The sequence below is a fragment of the Methylobacterium sp. 275MFSha3.1 genome (assembly GCF_900108435.1).
Lineage (GTDB): Bacteria > Pseudomonadota > Alphaproteobacteria > Rhizobiales > Beijerinckiaceae > Methylobacterium.
The window spans coordinates 36,983-52,619 of the sequence record NZ_FNWP01000022.1; the positions used below are offsets into that span (position 1 = coordinate 36,983).

15 protein-coding genes and 1 pseudogene are annotated in these 15,637 nt (G+C 71.4%); 11 read left to right on the forward strand and 5 right to left on the reverse strand.

All coding sequences use genetic code 11. The annotated features are described in order from the left end of the window. Positions 1-248 precede the first annotated feature (248 nt). From BLW78_RS23175 to BLW78_RS23190, 5 genes are all read left to right on the forward strand, one after another. A complete protein-coding gene (locus BLW78_RS23175) occupies positions 249-878 on the forward strand; it encodes a phospholipase A2 family protein (protein ID WP_026605148.1) in 630 nt (209 codons plus the stop codon). A 105-nt stretch (positions 879-983) separates the two neighbouring features. Next, positions 984-3,296 carry a CHASE domain-containing protein gene (locus BLW78_RS23180; RefSeq protein WP_091682408.1) on the forward strand — a complete coding sequence of 771 codons (2,313 nt, stop codon included), beginning with the start codon at positions 984-986 and terminating at the stop codon, positions 3,294-3,296. Positions 3,297-3,439: 143 nt separating this feature from the next. Then, complete coding sequence (locus BLW78_RS23185) at positions 3,440-5,479, forward strand: YgiQ family radical SAM protein (RefSeq protein ID WP_056530220.1); 2,040 nt, start codon at positions 3,440-3,442, stop codon at positions 5,477-5,479. A 104-nt stretch (positions 5,480-5,583) separates the two neighbouring features. Next, on the forward strand, positions 5,584-5,928 hold the full coding sequence (locus BLW78_RS31490; RefSeq protein ID WP_020094510.1) for a hypothetical protein: 345 nt from the start codon (positions 5,584-5,586) through the stop codon (positions 5,926-5,928). Next, positions 5,925-7,220, forward strand: a complete 1,296-nt coding sequence (locus tag BLW78_RS23190) for a hydantoinase/carbamoylase family amidase (RefSeq protein WP_170855224.1) — start codon at positions 5,925-5,927, stop codon at positions 7,218-7,220. The genes BLW78_RS31490 and BLW78_RS23190 overlap by 4 nt, the downstream gene beginning before the upstream one ends. Here BLW78_RS23190 and BLW78_RS23195 read toward each other — a convergent pair. Continuing rightward, positions 7,195-7,887 (reverse strand): winged helix-turn-helix transcriptional regulator, encoded by a 693-nt coding sequence (locus BLW78_RS23195; RefSeq protein WP_056530214.1) that lies wholly within the window; start codon positions 7,885-7,887, stop codon positions 7,195-7,197. The two genes, BLW78_RS23190 and BLW78_RS23195, sit on opposite strands and share 26 nt — an antisense overlap. A gap of 99 nt (positions 7,888-7,986) precedes the next feature. Here BLW78_RS23195 and BLW78_RS23200 point away from each other — a divergent pair, with 99 nt between their 5' ends. The 5 genes from BLW78_RS23200 to BLW78_RS23220 all read left to right on the forward strand — a co-directional run bounded on the left by BLW78_RS23200 (position 7,987) and on the right by BLW78_RS23220 (position 12,195). Beyond that, positions 7,987-8,778, forward strand: coding sequence for a VOC family protein (locus tag BLW78_RS23200; protein WP_056530210.1), 792 nt, complete (start codon positions 7,987-7,989; stop codon positions 8,776-8,778). Between the two features lie 13 nt (positions 8,779-8,791). Then, positions 8,792-9,292: a VOC family protein gene (locus BLW78_RS23205; RefSeq protein ID WP_020094506.1), complete on the forward strand. Its 501-nt coding sequence runs from the start codon at positions 8,792-8,794 to the stop codon at positions 9,290-9,292. After that, positions 9,285-9,950, forward strand: coding sequence for a dihydrofolate reductase family protein (locus tag BLW78_RS23210; protein ID WP_056530206.1), 666 nt, complete (start codon positions 9,285-9,287; stop codon positions 9,948-9,950). The genes BLW78_RS23205 and BLW78_RS23210 overlap by 8 nt, the downstream gene beginning before the upstream one ends. Before the next feature lie 274 nt (positions 9,951-10,224). Then, positions 10,225-10,761: a glyoxalase superfamily protein gene (locus BLW78_RS23215; protein WP_042670241.1), complete on the forward strand. Its 537-nt coding sequence runs from the start codon at positions 10,225-10,227 to the stop codon at positions 10,759-10,761. A 459-nt stretch (positions 10,762-11,220) separates the two neighbouring features. Further along, complete coding sequence (locus BLW78_RS23220) at positions 11,221-12,195, forward strand: sterol desaturase family protein (protein WP_082557980.1); 975 nt, start codon at positions 11,221-11,223, stop codon at positions 12,193-12,195. Between the two features lie 287 nt (positions 12,196-12,482). Here BLW78_RS23220 and BLW78_RS31825 read toward each other — a convergent pair. Further along, positions 12,483-12,686: pseudogene (locus tag BLW78_RS31825) on the reverse strand (transposase); the annotation flags it as partial. Between the two features lie 97 nt (positions 12,687-12,783). Here BLW78_RS31825 and BLW78_RS23230 point away from each other — a divergent pair. Continuing rightward, positions 12,784-13,125, forward strand: a complete 342-nt coding sequence (locus BLW78_RS23230; RefSeq protein WP_056526985.1) for an MmcQ/YjbR family DNA-binding protein — start codon at positions 12,784-12,786, stop codon at positions 13,123-13,125. A gap of 84 nt (positions 13,126-13,209) precedes the next feature. Here BLW78_RS23230 and BLW78_RS23235 read toward each other — a convergent pair whose 3' ends face one another. From BLW78_RS23235 to BLW78_RS23245, 3 genes are all read right to left on the reverse strand, one after another. Continuing rightward, positions 13,210-13,689 (reverse strand): YidB family protein, encoded by a 480-nt coding sequence (locus tag BLW78_RS23235; RefSeq protein ID WP_091682412.1) that lies wholly within the window; start codon positions 13,687-13,689, stop codon positions 13,210-13,212. A 126-nt stretch (positions 13,690-13,815) separates the two neighbouring features. Further along, positions 13,816-14,205, reverse strand: a complete 390-nt coding sequence (locus tag BLW78_RS23240; RefSeq protein WP_091682445.1) for a nuclear transport factor 2 family protein — start codon at positions 14,203-14,205, stop codon at positions 13,816-13,818. Positions 14,206-14,365: 160 nt separating this feature from the next. After that, entirely contained in the window at positions 14,366-15,382 is a 1,017-nt protein-coding gene (locus tag BLW78_RS23245; protein WP_056526992.1) for an LLM class flavin-dependent oxidoreductase, read from the reverse strand. Positions 15,383-15,637: the final 255 nt, after the last annotated feature.

A 15,637-nucleotide genomic window follows, 5' to 3' on the forward strand; every position in this document is an offset into this window, starting at 1 on the left:
CAGCTCAGGTCTGTCGCCGGGATCATCCCGGCCGCGTTACGCCTCGATGTGGGATCCGCGACCCCGGGGTCCAACACGCGGGACGAGCCCCCCGTGCGCCCGCGCACTGCGCCGCGTGCCGCGCCGCCCGGGCGGTGCCGCCCCGCGGCCCGCGTCCGCCCCGCAGGGCTCCGTGACCGTGGCGGGCGAAAGTCCGGAACGGAGAAGCCGAGCTTCGAGTTGAGGGGCCGCTGAATCAGGGGCCATCCGTGAGACCGTCTCTCCTCGCCACGCTCGGGCTGCTGCTCGTCGCCTACCCGCACGCGTCCGGGGCGCAGGGCGTTCCGGACTCGCGAGGCGTCCAGAGCGTCCAAGACGTGCAGGATGTCCGGGACCTGCCGGCCGCGACCGTCGAGCCGGGCGAGCCTCGCCCGGGACCGCCCCCGCCGCTCCCGGACATCTCGGACCCGAACGGCCGGGCCGGCGAGGCCCTGAACGAGCCCGGCGAGCGCTCCGGCATCCCGAAGGCCCTGCGCTCCTCCGGATCGAAGGCGGGCGGGCCGGCCAACGACCTCAACCCGAGCGGGCAGGCAGAGGCGCCGGCACCGCCGAAGGGCGACCTGGGCCGGGTCATCGCCGGCAAGGAGCTGTTCCACGGCAATTACTGCGGCACGGGTCAGCGCGGCGAGGGGCTGCCGCCGACCGACGCCCTCGATGCCGCGTGCATGCGCCACGACGCCTGCTACGACGCGGCGGGCTACCGTTCGTGCGCCTGCGACGCGACGCTGAGGCGCGAGGCTTCCACCGTGTCGGACAGCCCGGACGCGGCGCTGGAGGTGCGGCGCCGGGCGCTGAGCGTGATCGAGGCTACCGCCGCGATGGCGTGCCGCGCGCCCTGAGCGCCCGCCGCGATGCGGGAATCTCGCCCCGGTGACGCCACCATGGACTTGCATCCCGGCGCATGCCTGCTTTGACGGGCCGCAGTCGAAGTCCGGTCTCGCCCCTTGTCCCACCGCACCGCATCGCAGGCTCCTGTCGCGCCCGCCGCCCGCCGCGGGGCGGGCGCGGCGCGCTGGATCCCGCCCGCGATCCTGGCCGCCGGCCTCCTCGCGACCGGGCTGAGCACGGCCCTCACCTGGCAGGCGGCGGCGCTGCGCGACCGCCTGACCTTCGAGCACGCCACCGAGATCGAGCTGCGCACGGTCGAGGACCAGTTCCGCACCTACACGGCGCTCCTGCGCGGCGCCGCCGGCCTGTTCGCAGCCGACGGCGACACCGTCACGCTGGCCCAGTTCCGGGCCTACGTGCAGCGGATCGAGTTCCAGCGCCTCTACCCCGGCTTCCTCGGCATCGGCTTCACGCCGACCCTGCCCGCCTCCGCGCGCGAGACATTCGCCGCGCGCGCCGCGGCCCTGGGCGTCGAGAATGCCCGGGTCCGGCCGCCGACCGACAACCCGATGATCAGCCCGGTCCTGTTCGCCGAGCCGCCGAACCCGCGCAACCTCGCCGCCATCGGCTACGACGTGATGTCGGACCCGGTGCGGCGCGACATGGTCGAGCGGGCCCGCGACACCGGCCAGCCGGCCGCCTCGGCGCGGATCCAGCTCGTGCAGGAGATCGACGCGAACAAGCAGGCGGGCTTCCTCGTCGCCATGCCGGTCTATGCCGGCGGTGGCGTGCCGCCGGACCTCGAGGACCGGCGGCGGCGCTTCCTGGGCTTCGTGTTCGGTGCCTTCCGGGCCGACGACCTGTTCAACAGCATCGTGGCGGCGGAGGCCGAGGAGGACGCGGCCTTCGCCATCTACGACGGCGCGCCGAGCGCGGCGAACCTGCTGCACCGGTCCGCGCGGGCCTCCGCCGCCGGGGCGGGGCGCCTCACCCGCGAGGCGCATCTCGAGCTCGGCGGCCGCACCTGGACCGTGGCGTTCGCGCAGCGCGTTTCGCCCCGGCGCGGCTCGGCGCTGCCGGAGATCTGGCTCGTCTGCGGCGGCGGCCTGTTCGCCACCGCCCTGCTGGCCTTCGCGGCCTACCGGCAGCGCCGCACGCAGGACGAGATCCGCCAGCTCAACGCCTCGCTGGAGGCCCGCGTCGAGGAGCGGACGCGCGATCTCCGGGCGGCGGCCGACCGTCTGCGGCAGGCCGGGGAGGAGCGGGCGCGCATGGAGGAGGCGCTGCGCCAGTCGCAGAAGATGGAGGCGGTGGGCCAGCTCACCGGCGGGCTGGCGCACGACTTCAACAACCTTCTGGCGGGCATCTCGGGCTCGCTGGAGCTCATCGAGGCCCGCATCGCCCAGGGGCGGTCGAAGGATGTCGGCAAGTACATCGCCGCCGCCCAGGGCGCCGCCCGGCGGGCCGCGGCCCTCACCCACCGCCTGCTCGCGTTCTCGCGCCGCCAGACGCTGGCGCCCAGGGCGATCGACGCCGACCGGCTGGTCCGCGGGATGCTCGACCTGATCCAGCGCACGGTCGGGCCGAGCGTCGAGGTGCGGCACTTCGGGGCAGACGGGCTCTGGGCCGCGCTCGCGGACCCGTCCCAGCTGGAGAACGCGCTCCTGAACCTCTGCATCAACGCGCGGGACGCGATGCCCGGGGGCGGCCGGATCACCATCGAGACCGACAACCGCTGGATCGACAGGCAGCAGGCCGACGCCCAGGACATGCCGGAGGGGCCGTACCTGTCGCTGTGCGTGTCCGATACCGGCACCGGCATGCCCCCGGAGGTCGTTGCCCGGGCCTTCGACCCGTTCTTCACCACCAAGCCGATGGGCGAGGGCACCGGCCTCGGCCTGTCGATGATCTACGGCTTCGCCAAGCAATCCGGCGGGCAGGTCCGGATCACCTCGACGGTCGGTCAGGGCACGAACGTGTGCATCTACCTGCCGCGGCACTTCGGCGAGGCGGACGCGGACGGGCCCGACCCGGGCAGGGGCCTGATGGCGCAGGCCGAGGCGGGCGAGACCGTGCTGATCGTGGACGACGAGCCGACGGTGCGCATGCTGGTGACGGACGTGCTGAGCGACCTCGGCTACACGGCGATCGAGGCCGCGGACGGCGCGGGCGGGCTCAGCGTGCTGCAATCGGGCGCGCGGATCGACCTGCTCGTCACGGATGTCGGCCTGCCCGGCGGCATGAACGGGCGCCAGATGGCCGACGCCGCCCGGGTCGGCCGACCGGAGCTGAAGGTGCTGTTCATCACCGGCTTCTCCGAGACCGCGCTGCCGGGCGACGGGCGTCTCGAGCCCGGCATGGCGGTGCTGACGAAGCCCTTCGCCGTGGAGGCCCTGGCCGCCCGCATCCGCGAGCTGATCGCGCGCTGAGCCGGGCCGGCCGCGACGGCGGCGCATCGCCTGTCTCGAGGTGCGCCGGATCGGCGCAGGGCGCCCTCGGGCGGCACGGCCGCGGCCACCGCCGCCCTGCCATTCGTTGAGATCGCGGCCCCGGAGGCCTATGCAGGGACACCATGGAACTCCAAGCGTCCACCGTCCGTCCCCTGGCGCCCCCCGTCCGCACGCCGTCGCCGCGCGGGCCCGCTGCGCCGTTCCTGCCCATGAGCCGCGCCGAGATGGCGGCCCTGGGATGGGAGTCCTGCGACATCGTGCTGGTGACCGGTGACGCCTACGTGGACCACCCGAGCTTCGGCATGGCCATCATCGGCCGGCTGCTCGAATCGCAGGGCTTCCGGGTCGGCATCATCGCCCAGCCCGACTGGCACTCGGCGGAGCCGTTCAAGGCGCTCGGCAAGCCGAACCTGTTCTTCGGCGTCACCGGCGGCAACCTCGATTCGATGGTGAACCGCTACACGGCGGACCGGCGGTTGCGCCACGACGACGCCTACACGGCCGGCGGCGAGGGCGGCCGGCGCCCGGACCGCTGCACCATCGTCTACACGCAGCGCTGCCGCGAGGCCTTCAAGGACGTCCCGGTCGTGCTCGGCGGCATCGAGGCGTCGCTGCGCCGGATCGCGCACTACGATTACTGGTCCGACAAGGTGCGCCGCTCGATCCTGGCCGACGCCAAGGCGGACCTGCTGATCTACGGCAACGCCGAGCGCGCCGTGGTCGAGGTGGCGAACCGCCTCGCGGCCGGCGAGGCGCCGCACCAGCTCGACGCGATCCGGGGCGTCGCCCTGTTCCGCCGCGTGCCCGCCCACTACACCGAGCTGCCCGCCGACGACCTCGACTCGACGGACGAGGCCGCCACCCGCCGGCCCGGCGAGACCGTGATCCGGCTGCCCGCCTACGACGAGGTCAAGGACGACAAGGAGGCCTACGCCCGCGCCTCGCGCGTGCTGCACCGGGAGGCCAATCCCGGCAACGCGCGCCCCCTCGTCCAGCGCCACGGCGACCGCGACCTGTGGCTCAACCCGCCGCCGATCCCGCTGACCAGCGACGAGATGGACGCGGTCTACGACCTCCCCTACGCCCGCGCCCCGCACCCGTCCTACGGCGACGCGAAGATCCCCGCCTGGGACATGATCAAGTTCTCGGTGACGATCATGCGCGGCTGCTTCGGTGGCTGCACCTTCTGCTCGATCACCGAGCACGAGGGCCGCGTCATCCAGAACCGCTCGGAGGGCTCGATCCTGCGCGAGATCGAGCGGATCCGCGACAAGACCCCGGGCTTCACGGGCGTGATCTCGGATGTCGGCGGGCCGACGGCGAACATGTACCGGATGGCCTGCAAGGACCCGAAGATCGAGGCGGCGTGCCGGCTGCCCTCCTGCGTCTTCCCGGACGTCTGCCCGAACCTGAACACCTCGCATGACGACCTGATCCGGCTCTACCGGAAGGTCCGCGAGGTGAAGGGCGTCAAGAAGGTGATGGTCGCCTCGGGCGTGCGCTACGACCTCGCGGTGAAGAGCCCCGAATACATCAAGGAGCTCGTCACCCACCATGTCGGCGGGCGCCTGAAGATCGCGCCCGAGCACACCGAGCGCGGCCCCCTCGACAAGATGATGAAGCCAGGGATCGGCACCTACGACCGGTTCAAGGAGATGTTCGACGCCGCCGCCAAGGAGGCGGGTAAGAAGTACTACCTGATCCCGTACTTCATCGCGGCGCATCCGGGCACGACCGACGAGGACATGATGCACCTCGCGCTCTGGCTCAAGAAGAACAACTACCGCGCCGACCAAGTCCAGACGTTCCTGCCCTCGCCGATGGCGACCGCAACCGCGATGTACCACACCGAGATCAACACGCTGCGGGGCGTGAAACGCGGCGGCAGCGAGTCGGTCGAGGCGATCAAGGGCCTGCGCCAGCGCCGGCTGCACAAGGCGTTCCTGCGCTACCACGACCCCGAGAACTGGCCCCTGCTGCGCGAGGCGCTGCGGGAGATGGGCCGCGCCGATCTCATCGGGCCGCGGCCGGACCAGCTGGTGCCGTTCTCGCAGCCGCCGGGGACCGGCGCCGGGGCGGGCCGGACGGGCGGCCAGCCGCGACCCCGCTACACGGGCGGCGGCCAGCGCTTCACCACGAAGGGCGTGCCGCTGCGCAAGTGACGGTTCGTGACGGGTCCGGCGCGCCGTAACGAATTGATACGCGCCGGCCATATTGCCGCGCGGCCGGCCGGTCAGCCTCACCGGCGATCGACACGGAGGTCGCGATGGCTGTCGCCTGCCCTGTTCTGACGCCCGAAGAGCGCAAGGCGTCCGAGATCCTGGACGCCGCGCAGCGCGCGATGATGGAGACGGTGCAGGCGGCGGTGGCGGAGGCCGCCGCGCGGGTGCGCCAGCAGAACCTCGATGCCGGCCTCGATCTCGCCCCGCCGCCCCGGGCCTATTTCGAGTCCGTGGTGCACCAGCGGATGTACCTGACGCTCTGCGGGGCGGCGGTCGGCACGTTCGCGGGCGGCGACGCCAGGACGGCGATCGGCCTCATCCGGAATCAGCAGCTGATCGCCAACCGCTACTGGGGGGCCGGGATCGCGGTGACGCCGAGGGCGCCGTGACGGCGGCGCCCGAGAGCGCCGCCGGGATCGTCCTGGCGCGCGTCGACCGGCTCGCCGGGATCAGCGCCTACCCGTGGACCCTGACGCGGCGCGTCTTCAGCCCGCAGCAGGCCGAGGCCGAGGCGCTCGTCCTCGGCTGGATGGCGGAGGCCGGCCTGTCGGCCCGGCGCGATCCCGCCGGCAACCTCGTCGGCCGGATTGAGGGCGCGGTTCCGGGCGGCCCGGCCGTCGTCGTCGGGGGCCACGTCGACACGCGCGAGGATGCCGGCCGCTACGACGGGACGCTCGGCGTGCTGATCGGCATCGCCGCCGTCGAGCGCCTGATCCGGCACGGACCGCCGCCGCGCCACGCGGTCGAGGTCGTCGCCTTCGTCGCGGACGCGGCCGGCCGGTTCGGTCCCCGGCAGCTCGGCAGCCGGGCCGTGGTCGGGCGGCTCGCCCCGGACGCGCTGGACTGGGACGACGCCTACGGCGTCACCCTGCGTCGCGCCCTGGAGGCGCACGGGCTCGACCCGGCGCGCCTCGCGAGCGCGCGCCGGGCCTCGGACGCGATCCTGGCCTATCTCGAGGTCGCCGCCGAGGCCGGCCCCGTGCTGGAGCGATCGGGAGCGCCGGTCGGGATCGTGCCGGCCCTGTCGGAATCGACGATGCTCCGGGTCACGCTGACGGGCGCCGCCGTCGACGCGGCGGCGAACCCGATGCCGGGCCGGCGGGACGCCCTCGCCGGGGCGGCCGAATGCGTCCTCGCCGCCGAGCGCGTCGGCCTGGCGCGGGAGGGGGTCACCGTCACGGTCATGCGCCTCGACGTCGCGCCGGTGCCGACCTTCGTGGTCGCGGGGGCGGCGACACTGGGCGTCCGCGTCGATTCCGCCGACGACGGCGCGCGGCGCGCGGCCCTGGCGGAACTCGCCGCGGCGCTCGAGGCGGTCGCGGCGCGGCGCTGGCTGGGGATCACCGTCGAGCGCAGCGTCGATCCCGACGCCACCCGGTGCGATCCCGGTCTGGTCCGCCTGTTCGAGGAGGCCGTCGAGGCCGCGGGACACCGCGCCGTGCGGCTGGCGCAGGGTGTGACCACCGACGCGTCCCACATGGCCCTGCTCGGACCGATCGGCCTCGCGCTGATCCGCTGTCGGGGCGGCGTCGGCTGGGGGGCGGCGGGGACCGTCGACCCGGCGGACGTCGCGGTCGGCCTCGACGTGCTCGCCGGCGTTGTCGGCGCGCTCGCGGGCGGCGCGCCCTCCCCGCGCGAGCCGCGGGACGGGCACCTCAGCCCGCCTTGGCCGGCAGGGTGAAGAGGTCGATGAAGGACCGCGCCAGGTCGGCGGGGCCCGCGACGGCGAGCGTCCCGCCGGCGCCGTCCCGGTCCAGCGGCGCCTTGCCGTAGACCGTGCGGCGCATCGCCATCGTGTCGCCGGTGAAGGCGAGGTCGGGCGCCTCGGCGACGCCCCGCCGCACGCGGATCTCGCCGCCGGCCACCGTCGCGACGAAGTCCTCGCCTGGGAAGTGGAAAGCGACCGTCGCCGACAGCGCCGACGCCCGCCCGCGGTCGACCAGGGCCTCGAGCGACATCATGGCCGACGCCCCCGACATGAACAGGCTCGGATCGTGCCGCGGCGAGCGGGCGGCCCAGCGGCCCAGATCGCGCATCAGCGGCGCGGCCTCGCGGCCCCAGTCGGTGAGATCGTAGACCTGCACGTTGGCCGGCGACGGCAGCCGGTAGCGCAGGGCGATGCCCGCCGCTGCCAAGCTCTCCAGCCGCTGCGTCAGCACGTTCGCGCTGATCCCCGGGAGGTTTGCCCGGATCTCGCTGAACCGCCGGGGACCGTAGACCAGCTCGCGCATGATCAGCAGCGACCAGCGCTCGCCGATGAACTCCAGCGCGAGGGCCGTGCCGCAGGCGTCGTCGTACAGGCGCTCGCGAGGCCGGGATGCTAGATCGGTTATTTTTTCTGACTTCATGGTTGCTTTGTGTAACCGAGAATGCGAGCCTGGGCAAAGCGGGGCCGGAGGGGGCGCCGCGCAGCGGCCGCAGCGCCGATTGTCACGGAGGAGCGCCCGATGCCACCCGCCGAGGGGACACCCATCTGGTTCGAGCTGAACGCGTCCGACCCGGACGCCGCGCAGGCCTTCTACGAGGCGGTCGCCGGCTGGCGCGTCGCGCCGTCGCCGATGCCCGAGCACGGCGGCTACCGGATCGCGGAGGCCGACGGGGCGCCCGTGGCCGGAATCCGGCGGCCGATGCCCGAGGCCCCCGGCCTCCCCGGCTGGGCGGTCTACCTCGCGACCTCGGACGTCGACGCCCTGGCTTCCCGCGCGGTCGATCTCGGCGGCGCGGTCCGGTTCGGGCCCGTCGACATCCCCCATGTCGGCCGCTTCGCCATGGTGAGCGACCCGCAGGGCGTGGTCTTCGCCGCGATGAATCCGGCCCGTCCCGGCGCGAGCCGGGCCTTCGGGCCGGTGCCGCTCGAGACGGAGCGGACGCGCGGCCACGGCGTCTGGATCGAGCTCGCCACCCCCGATCCCGCGGCGGCCCTCGCCTTCTACGGGGCGCTGTTCGGCTGGGAGAAGCTCGGTGCCATGCCGATGGGCGACTTGGGCGAGTACGCCTTCATCGGGCGGGGCGACCTGCGCCCCGGCGCGGTGATGTCGAGCGCGGCCACCGGCGCGCCGGCCCGCTGGAACTGGTACATCCACGTCGCCGACATCGACGCCGCGCTCGCGACCGTCCGGGCGGCGGGCGGCACGGTCCTCCAGGGACCCGACCCGATCCCCGGCGGCAGCTACGCGGCCAACATCGCCGATCCGGCGGGCCACCAGCTCGGCCTCGCCGGCCCGCGGCAAGCCACGTGAGGAGCGTCCGGCCATGACGAGCGACAAGCTGACGACCTGCCTGTGGTTCGATCGCGGCGAGGCCCGCAAGGCCGCGGACTTCTACGCCGCGACCTTCCCCGACAGCCATGTCGGCGCGCCCATGAACGCCCCCTCGGATTTCCCCGGCGGGTCCGCGGGCGACGAACTCACGGTCGCGTTCACCGTCCTCGGCCGTCCGTTCGTCGGCCTGAACGGCGGCCCGGCCTTCCGGGCCAACCAGGCGGTCAGCTTCATGGTGCTGACCGACGATCAAGCGGAGACCGACCGCTACTGGGACGCCGTCGTGGGCCACGGCGGCGCGGAGAGCGCGTGCGGCTGGTGCACGGACCGCTGGGGCTTCTCCTGGCAGATCACGCCGCGCGCGCTCCTGCACGCCAACAGCCACCCCGACCGGGCTGCGGCCCGGCGCGCGTTCGAGGCCATGATGACCATGCGCAAGATCGACATCGCCCGGATCGAGGCTGCCCTCCGCGGGGACTCCGCCCATGCGTAAGATCACCGGCTCCCTCTTCCAGTCCCTCGACGGCGTGATCCAGGCACCGGGCGGTCCGGAGGAGGATCAGACCGGCTTCGCGCACGGCGGCTGGACCTTCCCGTACTTCGACGCGTCGCTCGCCGGGCCGATGGGCAAGCTGCTCGGCGGCGATTACGAGCTGCTGCTCGGCCGGCGCACCTACGAGATCTTCGCCGCCTACTGGCCGCACAACGCCGAGCAGCCGATCGGCGCGACCTTCAACGCGATCCGCAAGCATGTCGTGACCGGAAGCGACGCCGCCCTCGGCTGGAACAACAGCCGGCACCTCACCGGCGACCCCGTCGCGGCGGTCACCCGCCTCAAGGAGAGCGCGGGCCCCGACCTCCTCATCCAGGGCAGCAGCAGGCTCTATCCGGCGCTGCTTCCGGCGGGCCTCATCGACCGGCTCGTCCTGATCACATTCCCGGTCATGCTCGGCCGCGGCAAGCGCTGGTACGCGGACGACCCGGCGGCGGCCCGCACCTGGACGCTGGTCGAGCAGAGCCACTCGCCGAAGGGCGTCCACGTCGCGGTGTTCGCGCGGGACGGGGCGGTCCAGACCGGCAGTTTCGCCAGCAAACCACCCAGCGCGGACGAGATCGCGCTCCGCGAGCGCCAGGCGGCGGGTCGCTGGTAGACCGCCGCCTGCGGCAGCGACCGGCCGGCCGCGCGCACGGCACGGGGTCGTGACCCGTCGGAAGCCGGCAGGTCCCGTGTCAGCCTTCCCTCAAACCTCTTGGCGGCCGCGCCGCGGCCGGGGTAGCCTGCCGCCAGGCCGATGCGGCCTGCCGCTCGCCCCGGAACCGGGATGGTGAACGCATCGCGGACGACCCACCCCCACCGTGTCCCTGACCGGCGCCGGGTCGGCAATGCGGGCACCGACGGACCGACGCCGGCTCGGGGAGAGGACCATGACGACCGTCGATCAGGCCAAGACCATGGCCAAGCGGCTGCGCGCCGCGCTGGCAGCCCGCGACCTCGCCGTCCCGCACGCGGCCGCCCTCGAACTCGTCGCCGCCGGGCTGGGCTACGACGACTGGAACACCGCCTGCGCCGTCCTGGACCGGGACGCGGATGACGGCCCCCGTTTCCTGGAAGCGGTGCCGGTTCTGCGCATCTTCGACGAGGCCAAGGCGCGCGCGTTCTACTGCGGCTTTCTCGGCTTCACGCCCGGGTTCGAGCACCGGTTCGAGCCGGGTCTGCCGCTCTACATGGAGGTCGCCCGCGCGGGATTGCGATTGCACCTGACCGAGCACCACGGCGACGCCACCCCCGGCTCGACCGTGTTCGTGCCGATGCGCGGCATCCGGGCCTATCACCGGGCGCTCACCGACCAGCGCTACGGCTATGCCCGGCCCGGCATCGAGCAGGCGCCCTGGGGCGAGGTGCTGGAGGTGGCGGATCCGTTCGGGAACCGGTTGCGATTCTGCGAGCGCCGAACCGGGTGACCGGTCGGGCGGGCGGTCCGATCCGCCGCCGACCCAGCATCTGGACTCGATCGGCACCTGACGGCGACGACGGCGTTCAGAGCGACGCCCGAGGCGTGGTGTTGCCCTCGATCGCGAAGGCGGCCTGTGGGGAAAGGCCGATCCCGGGCGCATCCCCATCGCCGGCCGGGTCCCGATGCCGCCGGCGTGCTGGGCCCGCCTCCAGTCCGAAAGCGGATCGTAGGTGCCGGCCCGGAGCCCGTGCTGCAGCGCTCTCACCGCGACGGAGCCGCACGCTCGTATGGGTGCTCCCATAACGACCTTGATGTGGGTTAATAGGGGCGATCTCAAAAAACTTATTGAACATAGACACTAGGTCTAATATCTGACAATTTTTAGATCAATATTGAGAGAGCCGGCCACATCGCTTTGGTGCGCGCCTGCCTTTCTGGAATCGATTGAATTGCGTTGGAGGGAGCGATGACTGATTTTTTCAAGCAAATCATTCATGCGCCACAGTTGCTTATTACCTGGACAATGTTTTTCGGGTTCGGACTGGCATTTTATGTAGCTTATATTGCAAAGAACCGCGCGAAATTCTCATTCCGTGGACTTGCGAAGCACTGCGTGCCGTTCAATGTCCTCACGGAAAAAAGCTTCCACACAGATGTAAAAATATACATCATTGGAAAATTGACAGGCAGTTTCATCGTGATACCTGCCATATTTCTCACTGCTGTTTGCTGCAATGCATATAGTTCTCTCGCGCATCTACTTTTCCCGGATTTCAAGAACCTCGAGTTTAGTATTTTTTATGCCAGCATTTGCACGATCGTCGTGTTCGTTGTCGTGGAATTCTCGGATTTTATCTGCCATTATGTTGAGCATAAAGTGCCGTTCCTGTGGGAGCTTCATAAAGTCCATCATTCGGCGCAAACTCTGAACCCTCTGACATCGAAGCGAGGCCATCCCGTGGGGATGGCGCTCGAAGCCATCGTTCGAGGGCTTCTGACTGCCGTGCCCGGTGGCTTGTTCATGTTCCTGTTCGGTCTCAGCGTCGTTGAAGCAACGTCACTATCTTGGGTCGCATCGAAAGTTTTCATTCTTCTCACTCTCGATCCGCTGAAGCATTCGCATCTTCCGATAAGCTTGGGTTTCTTCGATAAATTCCTGATCAGCCCGCATATGCACCAGATACATCACAGCAAGGTGCAGGCGCATTGGGACAAAAATTTCGGTACAAATTTGTCTATATTCGATTGGATGTTCGGGACTGCCTACAGACCGAGTCGGAACGAGATGCCGGTATTCGGCATCTCTGGCCTCAAAGACGAAACGTTGATGAAATACAACTCTCTGTACGGGTCCTATGTCGCGCCTCTGACCAGGAGCTACAGAAAGATCCGGAAAATGTTCAATCATGAAACAGGCTCAACCGAGCGATCGGCATCCTAGCTGGGGGCTCATTCAGGCCCATGCGATGACACGGGAGACGAGCGCGACGGCGGCGAGATGATCATGGGTCAAGCGATCGTGGTGGGTCGTGACGGGCCGCCAGTTTCTGAGGTGTCCGCAAAGGCACGCGACTCGATTGCGTCGCCGGTCGGCGATCCGGCTGTGCTTGTAGGGCACCGTCCGCGTGGCCGTGGACGGGATGGTGGCGATCAGTTCGGTGGCTCTTGAGCCAATCCCCCAGGCTCTGCGCGTCGCAGGCTCTGTCGGCCGTCAGAGCCCGTGATGAGCCACCTGTTGTAGCGGTTGTGGATCGTCGTGTGGGTGCCGTGGGCGGAGGGCGTGTCCTGCCAGCGGCAGCCGACCTTCGGGACGTGCCGGATGCCGCTGATCACCCGCCTGTCGTCGATCCGAGGTTTGCCCGGTTGGCCATGCGGCAGAAGCGGCTCGATCCGCGCCCAGGCGTCGTCTGAGAGCCAGAACAACCGCGCCATCGCGATCCTCTCGCGCGGAGAACTCCACAATCAGGAAGCGGACGCGAGCGGACGCAGATCGTTGTATGAGTGCCCGAACTAGGGGAGGAGGGCCGCGATGGGCGTCGATATCGCGCGCGTGAAGGCGCTCATCGCGACGTTGGAGGCTGTGACCTCCGCCCCCCACTTCCACAGGACGGCCTTCCGGACGCCGCGCAAGACCTTCGCGACGCTGGACGAGGTGGGCCACGACATCAACCTGATGTTCGACCCGGACCTGCGCGACTTCTTCTGCGAGCAGGTGCCGGCGGCTTTCAGCCCCGTTCCGGGCGGCTGGGGGCGGATGGGCGCGACGCGGTGCGACCTCGCGATCGTCGACGAGGCGACCCTGATGTCGGCCCTGACGGCGGCCCACCGGCTCGCCGCGCCGAAGCCGCGCGCGCGGCGCGGCGGCGCCTGAGACCGGCGCCCGTCGCCCACGCCCCGCCGACCGTGACGGTCCCGACCCCCAAGGTCGGGCCGGGATCCGTCCGCCGGCCTGACCTCAGGCCGGGATCCGTCCGTCGGGCGTGTAGCGGTCGACGGCCCGGGGGAGCTCGCGGGACAGCCGGGAGAGCAGCTCATCGCGGGACAGTCCCGTCCGCTGGGTGAGAGCCGAGAGGACGTCGGGTCCGATCGCCTGTTCCAGGTGGCGCGGCGCGATCTCCTGGTTCGGTCCCGTCTTGACCCAGGACTGGGCGGCCGTCCCGTGACCGGCCTGCTGGAAGCGGTCCAGCATCTCGCCGAGTCCGCTGTGCAGGAACCCGCCGGGAGCCTCGCCGCGCCGGTCGCCCAGGAGGCCGCCGAGGAGACCGCCCAGGCCGGCACCGGAGCCGCCGTTGGAGCCGCCGGCCGGACCGCCGGGGCCCGCGGGCGCGGTCTGACCGGCGCCGCCCAGCAGCTCCGCGAGCTTGTCGCGGTTCTGGTAGCCTGCCAGGGCGAGGAGGCCCAGGAGCGCCGTCATCGAAGGGTAGCCATCACTCATGGTTCGTCTCCCGCTGCGGGCAGCGGGCCCGCGCCCGTTCGCCACGCGACGCCAACCAACGCGCGCGGACCCGGTTGCGATGCGGGCGGCCCCGCCGAGGCCGGCGCGGCCGCATCGCGAACGGCTCTAGCCCGCCGCGGCACCGACGGGGTTGTCGACGCCGATCGGGTAGGTGCCGTGCCCCGCCCGCACGCGGCCATCCTCGAAGACGAGCACCTCGCTGACGCTCACACCCTTCTGGTTGCGATACTGGATCACCAGCGTGTCGATGCCCGCGAAGACCTGCTCTACCGCGAAGTGGAGGTCCGGGATCCGCCGCAGGGCCTCCGTCCAGTAGGCGCGCAGCGCATCCTTGCCCTGCACCGTTCCGCCCGAAGCGGGAGCGATCCGCGCGGCGCCCGGCGAGGTGAACACGGCGTCGTCGTGGAAATGGGCCAGCACCCGCTCGACATCGTGGGCGTTCCAGGCGGCGCACCACGCGTCGGCGAACGCGTTCCAGTCCACGGGGTGCGACATCCCGGTGATCTCCATGCAAGTGCCGGACTCGGGCACCGCGTGACGGGCCGACGGGAGGCTACCGCACGCTCGCGGCGATGGGTAGGCCGACGGGCCCCGGGACAGGGCCGGCCGAGGGGCTGCATGCCCTCGGCGCCGGCGAACCCGGCCGGAGGTCGGCTCAGCGCCACCCGAGCGCGGGGGCCACGTGCGTGAGCAGGCTCTCGATGAGGTGGGCGTTGTAGGCGACGCCCAGCTGGTTCGGGACCGTCAGCAGCAGGGTGTCGGCCTCCGCGATCGCCGCGTCGGCGCGCAGCTCGTCGACCAGCCGGTCCGGCTCCGCGGCGTAGGAGCGGCCGAATACCGCCCGCATATTGTCGATGATGCCGACCTGGTCGCTGCTCGTTCCGCGCCCGAAATAGGCGCGGTCGAGGTCGTTCACGAGCGCGAAGATCGAGCGCGAGACCGAGACCCGCGGCGTGCGGGCGTGCCCCGCATCCTGCCACGCCTGCCGGTAGCGGCGGATCTGCCTGGCCTGCTGGACGTGGAACGGCTCGCCGGTCTCGTCCGCCTTCAGGGTCGAGCTCTGCAGGTTCATGCCTTGCTGCGCCGCCCAGATCGCGGTCGCGTCGGAGGCCGATCCCCACCAGATGCGGTCCCGCAACCCCTCGGAATGCGGCTCCAGGCGCAGGAGTCCCGGCGGGTTGGCGAACATCGGCCGCGGGTTGGGCTCGGCGAACCCCGTTCCCTTCAGGAGGTCGAGGAAGACCTCGGTGTGCCGGCGCCCCATATCGGCGTCCGTCTCGCCCTCGGCCGGGGCGAAGCCGAAGTGCCGCCAGCCGTCGATGACCTGCTCGGGCGAGCCGCGGCTGAGCCCGAGCTGCAGGCGTCCGCCCGCGATGAGGTCCGCCGCGCCGGCATTCTCGACCATGGAGAACGGGTTCTCGTAGCGCATGTCGATGACGCCGGTGCCGATCTCGATGCGCTTCGTCCGGGCGCCGACTGCCGCCAGCAGCGGGAAGGGCGAGGCGAGCTGGCGCGCGAAATGGTGGACCCGGAAATAGGCGCCGTCCGCCCCGAGCTCCTCCGCGGCGACCGCGAGGTCGATCGACTGGAGGAGTGTGTCGGCCGCACTGCGCGTCGCCGACCCGCCGGTCGGCGACCAGTGCCCGAAGGACAGGAACCCGATCGTCTTCATTTGCAGAACCTCCGCCCGCCTGCCGGGACCGGCGATAGCCGCCGGAATCCGGCCGGGCAACGATCCCGCGCCGCGGTGCTGACCCGCGCGGCTGGCCGCGCGCCCGGCGATCCGGCAGACTCGGTCCCGGTGACCGGGCTCGGTGACCGGTCCCGGTGATCCGGCGGGCCGGCACGAAAGTGGCAGGGGCACCGGCGGGCCCGTCCTGGGGACCGGCGCTCGGGGAGGCGTAGCGATGGATCGCGTGTCCGCCAT

Coding starts and splice junctions, on each gene's coding strand:
- BLW78_RS23185 (WP_056530220.1), top strand. CDS start 3,440: ATGGAACTCCAAGCGTCCACCGTCCGTCCCCTGGCGCCCCCCGTCCGC.
- BLW78_RS31490 (WP_020094510.1), top strand. CDS start 5,584: ATGGCTGTCGCCTGCCCTGTTCTGACGCCCGAAGAGCGCAAGGCGTCC.
- BLW78_RS23195 (WP_056530214.1), bottom strand. CDS start 7,887: ATGAAGTCAGAAAAAATAACCGATCTAGCATCCCGGCCTCGCGAGCGC.
- BLW78_RS23200 (WP_056530210.1), top strand. CDS start 7,987: ATGCCACCCGCCGAGGGGACACCCATCTGGTTCGAGCTGAACGCGTCC.
- BLW78_RS23205 (WP_020094506.1), top strand. CDS start 8,792: ATGACGAGCGACAAGCTGACGACCTGCCTGTGGTTCGATCGCGGCGAG.
- BLW78_RS23210 (WP_056530206.1), top strand. CDS start 9,285: ATGCGTAAGATCACCGGCTCCCTCTTCCAGTCCCTCGACGGCGTGATC.
- BLW78_RS23215 (WP_042670241.1), top strand. CDS start 10,225: ATGACGACCGTCGATCAGGCCAAGACCATGGCCAAGCGGCTGCGCGCC.
- BLW78_RS23220 (WP_082557980.1), top strand. CDS start 11,221: ATGACTGATTTTTTCAAGCAAATCATTCATGCGCCACAGTTGCTTATT.
- BLW78_RS23230 (WP_056526985.1), top strand. CDS start 12,784: ATGGGCGTCGATATCGCGCGCGTGAAGGCGCTCATCGCGACGTTGGAG.
- BLW78_RS23235 (WP_091682412.1), bottom strand. CDS start 13,689: ATGAGTGATGGCTACCCTTCGATGACGGCGCTCCTGGGCCTCCTCGCC.
- BLW78_RS23240 (WP_091682445.1), bottom strand. CDS start 14,205: ATGTCGCACCCCGTGGACTGGAACGCGTTCGCCGACGCGTGGTGCGCC.
- BLW78_RS23245 (WP_056526992.1), bottom strand. CDS start 15,382: ATGAAGACGATCGGGTTCCTGTCCTTCGGGCACTGGTCGCCGACCGGC.